This window comes from Streptomyces sp. SID5910 (assembly GCF_009862125.1).
Taxonomy (GTDB): Bacteria; Actinomycetota; Actinomycetes; order Streptomycetales; family Streptomycetaceae; genus Streptomyces.
The window spans coordinates 1-8,349 of the sequence record NZ_WWHX01000308.1 but is presented as its reverse complement, the minus strand read 5'-3'; the positions used below and the strand labels follow the sequence as shown (position 1 = coordinate 8,349).

The window sequence follows — 8,349 nt, the reverse complement described above, 5'->3', positions numbered from 1 at the left end:
CCCTGGGGGCACCTCCCAGGCCGTTCAGGCACTGGGGGAGGCACGACTGCCCGCAGGCTGGGCGGCCGGGACTGGCGGCGAGTCACGACGCGGTCACGATCTTCGGTTTCACCGCCGACGCGCTCTTGCCGCTCTCACCCCCCTGGCGTACACCAGAGCGCACGGGACAGCGCCGGACGTTCGACGAGGAACGAAGAACGGGGCAGTGATGCGCACGAGCAGCACCATGCGGACACGCAGCGCCGCGAAGAGGACCACCAGGGCCGCCGCCGCCCTCGCCGCGGGAGCCCTCGCGCTCTCGCTCACCGCGTGCGGCGGCGACGACGACAACGGCGGTGGCGACGAGGGCGGTCAGGGCGGCGGCTCCAAGAAGCCCGCCACCCTCACCCTGCCCAAGCTGGACGGCGAGAGCCTGGAGGTCGCCGCCGTCTGGACCGGTACCGAGCAGGAGAACTTCAAGAAGGTCCTCGCCGAGTTCGAGAAGCGCACCGGCGCCAAGGTGACCTTCGTGCCGGCCCAGGACCCGATCATCAACTTCCTCGGCTCGAAGATCGCGGGCGGCGCCCCGCCGGACGTGGCCATGCTCCCGCAGCCCGGCGCCATCAAGCAGGCCGTCGACAAGGGCTGGGCCAAGCCGCTGGGCGCGGAGGCCACCAAGGAGCTGACGAAGAACTACTCGCAGGGCTGGCAGGACATCGGCAAGGTCGGCGGCAAGCAGTACGGCGTCTACTACAAGGCCGCCAACAAGTCGCTGATCTGGTACAACGCGCAGGTCTTCGAGAACGCGGGCGCCTCCGAGCCCAAGACCTGGGACGAACTGCTCACCACCGCGCAGACGGTCTACGACTCGGGCGTGACGCCGTTCTCCGTGGGCGGCGCGGACGGCTGGACGCTCACCGACTGGTTCGAGAACGTCTACCTCTCCCAGGCGGGCCCGGAGAAGTACGACCAGCTCGCCAAGCACGAGATCAAGTGGACGGACCCGTCCGTGAAGGAGGCCCTGACCACGCTCGCCCAGGTCTGGGCCAAGAAGGACTACGTCGCGGGCGGCGCGTCCGGCGCGTTGCAGACGGAGTTCCCGGCGTCGGTGACGCAGACCTTCACCGGCGGCGACCAGCCCAAGGCGGGCATGGTCTACGAGGGCGACTTCGCGCAGGTCAACATCGGCGAGACGGACGCGAAGGTCGGCACGGACGCCAAGGTGTTCCCCTTCCCGTCCGTCGGCGGCACCGCGCCGGTCGTCTCCGGCGGCGACGCGGCCGTGATCCTGAAGGACTCCAAGGCGTCCCAGGCGCTGGCCACCTTCCTGGCCTCCCCGGACGCGGCGGCGATCCAGGCGAAGCTGGGCGGCTTCCTCTCGCCGAACAAGAGCCTCGACGCGTCGGCGTACCCGAACGACGTGCAGAAGAAGATCGCCGAGGCGCTGGTCGCGGCCGGTGACGACTTCCGCTTCGACATGTCGGACCAGGCCCCGCAGGCCTTCGGCGGCACGCCCGGCAAGGGCGAGTGGAAGGCGCTCCAGGACTTCCTGAAGAACCCGAAGGACGTCGCGGGCGCCCAGGCGAAGCTGGAGGCGGACGCGGCCGCCGCCTACGGGGGCTGACGCGATGACGTCGGCCACGGCGGCGGGGACCTCTCCGGCCTCGCCGGGCCCCGCCGCCCCCAAGTCGCGCAAGAGCGTGACCGGCACCCGCAGGACCGTGGCGGCCCTGTTCCTGTTGCCCGCCCTGGTGCTGCTCGGCGCGCTCGTGGTGTACCCGATCGGGTACTCGCTGGTCCGCAGTTTCTACGACCAGTCCGGCGACTCCTTCGCCGGATTCGACAACTACCGGGCGCTGTTCACGGACGACGGCATCCGCACCGCCCTGAAGAACAACATCATCTGGGTGGTGTTCGCGCCGACGGTCGCCACCGCGCTCGGCCTGGTCTTCGCGGTGCTGACCGAACGGGTGCGCTGGGGAACGGCGTTCAAGCTGGTCGTCTTCATGCCGATGGCGATCTCGATGCTGGCCGCCGGGATCATCTTCCGTCTGGTGTACGACCAGGCGCCGGAGAAGGGCGTCGCGAACGCGGTGTGGGTGGGGGTGCACGACACCTTCGCCGAGTCGTCGGCGTTCCCGAAGGCGCACCCAGGCCGCGACTCGCCGCTGAAGGCGGCCGGCGGGGGCGCGTTCGTCACCAAGGAGCCGGTCAGCGCGGGCCAGGTCGTCACGCTGCCCCTGGTCGGCGTGGCCCCCGACCAGATGCCGGACGGCGCGCAGAGGGCCGCGGCCGCCCGGCCCGAGGACGGGAAGATCACCGGCACCGCCTGGCAGGACTTCACGCGCGGCAAGGGCGTCGGGAAGCTCAACGGCGTCGACGCGGCTGAGCTGGGCTATGCCGGCATGAAGATCGAGGCCGTTAGGGACGGCAAGGTCGTCGCGTCGGCGAAGGCGTCCGGCGACGGCACGTTCACGCTGCCGGCCGAGGCCGACGGGGCGCTGCTGAGACTGCCCGCCGACAACTTCAAGGAGCCCTACAACGGCCTGAACTGGCTCGGCCCGTCCCTCGTCACCCCGGCCATCATCGGGTCGTACGTGTGGATGTGGGCGGGCTTCGCGATGGTGCTGATCGCGGCCGGTCTCGCGGGTGTCCCGCGGGAGCTGCTGGAGGCCGCCCGGGTGGACGGTGCCAATGAGTGGCAGGTCTTCCGGCGGGTCACGGTGCCGCTGCTGGCGCCGGTCCTCGCGGTCGTGGTCGTCACTCTGATGATCAACGTGCTGAAGGTGTTCGACCTGGTGTTCATCATCGCCCCGGGCTCCTCCCAGGACGACGCGAACGTGCTCGCCCTGGAGCTGTACCGCAAGGGCTTCGCCTCGGACCAGCCGGGCATCGCCAGCGCCATCGCGGTGTTCCTGCTGCTCCTGGTGATCCCGGTGATGTGGTTCAACGTACGGCGGCTGCGGCGGGAGGTCAGGCGATGACATCGCGTTCGCCGTGGGGCGGCTGGGGGTCCGGGGGTTACCCCCCGGGATGGCGCAGTAACGTACGGCGGCTGCGGCGGGAGGTGCGGCGATGACCGCGGACGCGGGTTCTGTCACGAAGGCGGCCGCGCCGCCGCCGGCCGCCGCCGTCAAGGTCAAGCCGTCGCTGGGTTCGCGGCTCGCCGAGGGCGTCAGCGGCGGGCTGGTCCGGGTGTTCCTGATCGTGGTGGGCCTGTTCTGGCTGGTCCCGACGATCGGTCTGCTGCTGTCCTCGCTGCGCACGCCGAGGGACATGGCGGCGAGCGGCTGGTGGAAGGTGTTCACCGAGCCGTCGCAGCTCACCTTCCAGAGCTACGAGGAGCTGCTGAAGAACGGCGACATCACCTCCTCCCTCCTCAACACCGTGCTGATCACGGTCCCGGCGACGGTCCTGGTCGTCGTGATCGGCTCGCTCGCCGGGTACGCGTTCGCGTGGATGGACTTCCCGGGCCGCGACTGGTGGTTCCTGGCCGTGGTCGGGCTGCTGGTCGTGCCCGTCCAGGTGGCGCTGATCCCGATCGCCGAACTCTTCGGCAAGATCGGCCTGTTCGGCTCGGTCGTCGGCGTGATCCTGTTCCACGTCGGCTTCGGCCTGCCGTTCGCGGTGTTCCTGCTGCGGAACTTCTTCGCGGAGATCCCGAGGGAGCTGCTGGAGGCGGCCCGGCTCGACGGCGCCGGTGAACTCCGGCTGTTCGTACGGGTCGTGATGCCGCTCGGCGGGCCCGCGATCGCGAGCCTCGGCATCTTCCAGTTCCTGTGGGTGTGGAACGACATGCTGGTCGCGCTGATCTTCTCGGACTCGGGGAGCCAGCCGATCACGGTCGCCCTCCAGACGCAGGTACGGCAGTTCGGCAACAACATCGACGTGCTGGCGCCCGGCGCGTTCATCTCGATGGTGATCCCGCTGGCCGTGTTCTTCGCGTTCCAGCGGCAGTTCGTGTCCGGCGTGATGGCGGGCGCCGTCAAGTAGCCGCCGTCGCATCACTCTGGAGGGGGTGGGCCGCCGACCGGTCCGCCCCCTCCCCCACGTGCGCGTCCTCCCCCGGATGCCCCAGGGGCCGTAACCAAGTCACTCCATCGGACGTTGCCGGGCCGAACGCCCGCGCCGACCCATGGATGTCCCCGTGCCCCGGTTCAGTGTCATCGTCCCCGCGTACCAGGTTCAGGCGTATCTGCACGAGTGCCTGGATTCGGTGCTGTCCCAGTCGTACCCGGATCTCGAACTGATCGTGGTCGACGACTGCTCGCCGGACGCCTGCGGCGAGATCGCCGACGAGTTCGCGGAGCGCGACCCGCGGGTGCGGCCCGTGCACCTGCCCCGCAACGAGGGCCTGGGACCGGCCCGCAACGCCGGCATGGAGCGGGCCACCGGCGACTACCTGGTCTTCCTCGACGGCGACGACACCCTCGCCCCGCACGCGCTGCGGAGCATCGCCGACCGGATCAAGGAGACCGGCGAGCCGGACGTCCTGGTCTACGACTACGCCCGTACGTACGGGACCGGCGAGACGGTCCGCAACCGGGCCGCCGCGCACCTCACCGAGCAGGGCCCGGCACCGTTCCGGCTGGCCGACCGGCCGGGGCTCATGGAGCTGCTGATGGTGGCCTGGAACAAGGCCGTACGGCGGGAGTTCGCCGAGCGCGAGGGCTTCGTCTTCCCGCCCGGCCACTACGAGGACACGCCGTGGTCGTACCCGGTGCTGATGGCCGCGGAGTCCCTGGCGACGCTGGACCGGGTCTGCGTCCACTACCGGCAGCGCCGGCGGGGCAGCATCCTGGGCACCCCGAGCGCACGCCACCTCGACGTCTTCGCCCAGTACGACCGGGTCTTCGCGTACGTCGAGTCCGACCCGGAGCTGGCCCGCTGGCGGCCGGTGCTGTTCCGCCGCATGAACGACCACCTGGCGACGGTGTTCACCCGCCCCGGCCGCCTCCCGCGTTCCCTGCGCGCGGAGTTCATGCGCCGGGCCCGCGTCCACTGCCGCCGCTACCGCGTCCCCGGCGTCCCCGTCCCGCCGGCCGCCCGGCTGCGTCACGCCCTGCTCCGCCTGGGCCTGCGCCGCACCTACGAGGCCCTGCGCCTGGTGTCGGCCCTGCGCCGCCGGACGCGGAAGGCCGGCGCCAAGCTGCTGGGAACGGCACGCACGGCCGCACTGCGGCTGCACTACCGGATCCAGCGCCGCCTCCCCCTGCGTGCCGACCGCGCGCTCTTCGCCGACGCGGGCGGCCGGGGGTACGGGGGCGACGCGGGCGCGCTGGAGGAGGCGTTCCGCGCCTTCGCGCCGCACGTGCGTACCGCGTGGGCGGCCGGCCCCGCGCACCACCACACGGTCCCGACCGGCACCCGCCGGCTGACCCCGGGCACGGCCGCGTACTGGACGGCGCTGGCCCGCTCCCGGTACCTGGTGCACCACACCGGTCTCGACGCGGGCCTGCTCAAGCGCCGGGGCCAGGTCGTGGTCCGCACGCAGGACGGGACGCCCCTCAGGCGCACCGGCCTGGACCTGCGGGAGCACCCGGCCGCCCGCGGCACCGACTTCGCCCGGCTCCTGGACACCGTGGACTCCTGGGACCACCTGGTCTCCGCGAACCGCCACTCCACCCTGACCTGCGAGCGCGTCTACCCGGGCCGCTACACCACGCTGGAGTACGGCCGGCCGCGCACCGACGTGTTCCAGCGGGCGACGGCGGCGGACGTGGCCCGGCTGCGCGAGACGCTCGGCATCCCCGAGGACACCGTCGCACTGCTGTACGCGCCCACGTACCGCGACTACCGCCGCACCCAGCGCGCGGGCCTCGACCTGGAGCGCCTCGTCACCCGGCTCGGCCCCCGCTTCATGGTGCTGGCCCGCGCCCACCCCCGGCACGGCGGCCCGCTCACCACCGTCCGGCACGACCGGATCGTCGACGTCACCGCGCATCCCAGCGTGGAGAAGCTGTGCCTCGCCTCGGACGCGCTGATCACCGACTACTCGGCACTGATGTTCGACTACGCGGGCCTGGACCGGCCGATCGTGCTCCACACCGACGAAGCGGAGGCCTTCGAGGCGGCCGTCGGCACCTGTGTCGACCTCCGCTCCTTCCCGCCGGGCGCGGTGGCCGGCGACGAGGACGAGCTGATCGGCGTCTTCGCCGGCGGCCAGTGGTGCGGCCCCAGGTCCGCCCAGCTCAGGGCCGCTTTCCGGGAGCGGTTCTGCCCGCACGACGACGGCCGCGCCGCCGAGCGCGTCGTACGCCGGGTCGTGCTCGGGGAGACGGACCTCCCGCCGGTCGTGCCGCTCGCCGAACGGCGTCCCGCCCCGTCGGCCGCCGCGGCCCTGTCCCGGCCCCCGCTGGCCACCGTGCCGCAACCCGCCGGGCCGCGCACCGTCACCGACAGCCTCTGACCGCCGTTTGTCCACTGGGAGTTCGCATGCCCCGCAGCGCGTCGCGGCCCACTCCGACCCGGCCGCCCACCTGGCGGCCGACCGGACGGCCGAGCGGACGCCCGGGCCGCCGGGCGGCCCGGACGGCGGGGGTCTCCCGTCGGACCAGGACAACGAGAGAAAGAGCAGAATGCCCCGCTTCAGCATCATCGTCCCGTCCCATGGGGTCGCAGGGCGGCTGTCCCAGGCGCTGGACTCGGTCCTCGCCCAGTCCTTCGGCGACTTCGAGCTGATCCCCGTCTGCGACGCCCCCGACTGCGCCGCGGCGGACATCGCCGCCGACCGCGCCGCACGGGACTCCCGGGTGGCGCCCGTGCACTCGCCGCCGTCGGCGGGCCCGGCCGGGGCGCGCAACACCGGGGCGCGGGCGGCGACCGGCGCCTATCTGCTGTTCCTCGACGGCGATGACGTGCTGGTGCCGGGCGCGCTGGCGGCGCTGGACACGCGGCTGGCGGAGGCCGACGGCACCGATGTCCTGTACTTCGAGCACGAGCGCGTCCCCTGGTGGGAGGGCGAGCCCGCCAACCCGGCCGCCCCGCTGCTGGCGAAGACACCGGACGGGGCGTTCGCCCCCGGCCGCGCCCCGCATCTGACCGGGGTGCAGCTGCCCGCGTGGAGCGCGGTGTACCGCCGTGCCTTCCTCGCCGAACGGCGGCTGGAGTTCCCCGCCGGGCACTACACGGACATCGGTTTCGCCACCCGGGCCGCGGCGGACGCCGACCGCATGACGGTGCTGCGCTCCGTCGTCGTACGGCACCTGGTGCGGCGCCAGGGCAGCCGGCTGAACCAGCCCGGCGAGCACCACGTCGAGCTGCTGGACCAGGCCGAGCTGGCGCTCGCGTACGCTGCCGGGCGGGGACTGCCGGCCGAGCGGCGCGGGCCGCTGTTCGAGCAGCTCTTCGCCCTGATCCTGAAGACGGCCGCCCACCCGGGGCGGCTGACCCGGGGACGCCGCGCCTTCTTCCGCCGGGCGAGCCGCCTGTACCGGCGCCACCGCCCCGCCGGTTTCCGTCCGCCGGGCGGCCGGCTCGGCGTGCAGCACCGGCTGCTGGCGTCCGGGTCGTACACGGCGTTCCGCGCCCTGCGGGGCGCCAACCGGGCGGCGGCCGGGATCCTCGGCCGCCTGCCCCGGCCGCAGGGCCTGCGCACCCGCCTGCGCTACCGGCGCCGGCTGCGCGCCCCGCTCGACCCGAACCTCGTCGTGTACTGCGCGTACTGGGGCCGCGGCTACGCCTGCAACCCGGCCGCGATCCACGCCAAGGCCCGCGAACTCGCCCCGCACCTGCGCGGGGTGTTCCTGGTCGAGCCGGACCAGGCGCACACCGTGCCGAAGGGCGTCGAGCACGCCGTCATCGGCAGCCGGCGCTACTGGGAGGTGCTGGCCCGGGCCACGTACCTGGTCAACAACGCCAACTTCGCCGAGGGCGTCGTCAAGCGCCCCGGCAGCGTGCACCTCCAGACGCAGCACGGCACCCCGCTCAAGACGATGGGCGTGGACCAGTCGACGTACCCGGTGGTGGCGGCGGCCAGCGGCAGCTTCGCCAAGATGCTGGGCCGCGTGGACCGCTGGGACTACAACCTGTCCTCCAACCGCCACTCCACCCAGATGTGGGAGCGCGCCTTCCCCGGCTCGTACGAGCACCTGGAGTACGGCTATCCGCGCAACGACGTCTACTACACGGCGACCGCCGACGACGTCGCCCGCGTCCGGCGCGAACTGGGCGTGCCGGAGGGGAAGACGGCCGTCCTGTACGCGCCCACCCACCGCGATCACGAGACCGGGTTCGGCGCGGGCGGCCTGGACCTGGAGGCGTTCTGCGAGGCGGCCGGCGAGGACGTGGTGGTGCTGCTGCGCGCCCACTACTTCTACGACCGCGGCGGGCGGCGCGAGCGCACCGGCCGGATCATCGACGTCACCGGGA

At 72.8% G+C, this 8,349-nt stretch carries 5 protein-coding genes; all 5 read left to right on the top strand.

What is annotated here, in order from left to right; all coding sequences use genetic code 11:
- Nucleotides 1-208: 208 nt before the first annotated feature.
- On the top strand, nucleotides 209-1,603 hold the full coding sequence (locus tag GTW67_RS10580) for an ABC transporter substrate-binding protein (RefSeq protein ID WP_161164543.1): 1,395 nt from the start codon (nucleotides 209-211) through the stop codon (nucleotides 1,601-1,603).
- Between the two features lie 4 nt (nucleotides 1,604-1,607).
- Nucleotides 1,608-2,963 (top strand): carbohydrate ABC transporter permease, encoded by a 1,356-nt coding sequence (locus GTW67_RS10575; protein WP_202437073.1) that lies wholly within the window; start codon nucleotides 1,608-1,610, stop codon nucleotides 2,961-2,963.
- Between the two features lie 91 nt (nucleotides 2,964-3,054).
- Nucleotides 3,055-3,972: a carbohydrate ABC transporter permease gene (locus tag GTW67_RS10570; protein ID WP_161164542.1), complete on the top strand. Its 918-nt coding sequence runs from the start codon at nucleotides 3,055-3,057 to the stop codon at nucleotides 3,970-3,972.
- A 154-nt stretch (nucleotides 3,973-4,126) separates the two neighbouring features.
- Entirely contained in the window at nucleotides 4,127-6,388 is a 2,262-nt protein-coding gene (locus GTW67_RS10565; protein WP_346010617.1) for a bifunctional glycosyltransferase/CDP-glycerol:glycerophosphate glycerophosphotransferase, read from the top strand.
- 169 nt (nucleotides 6,389-6,557) lie between these two features.
- Nucleotides 6,558-8,349, top strand: a 1,792-nt coding sequence (locus tag GTW67_RS10560) for a CDP-glycerol glycerophosphotransferase family protein (RefSeq protein WP_161164540.1), incomplete at its 3' end; no start/stop codon positions are given.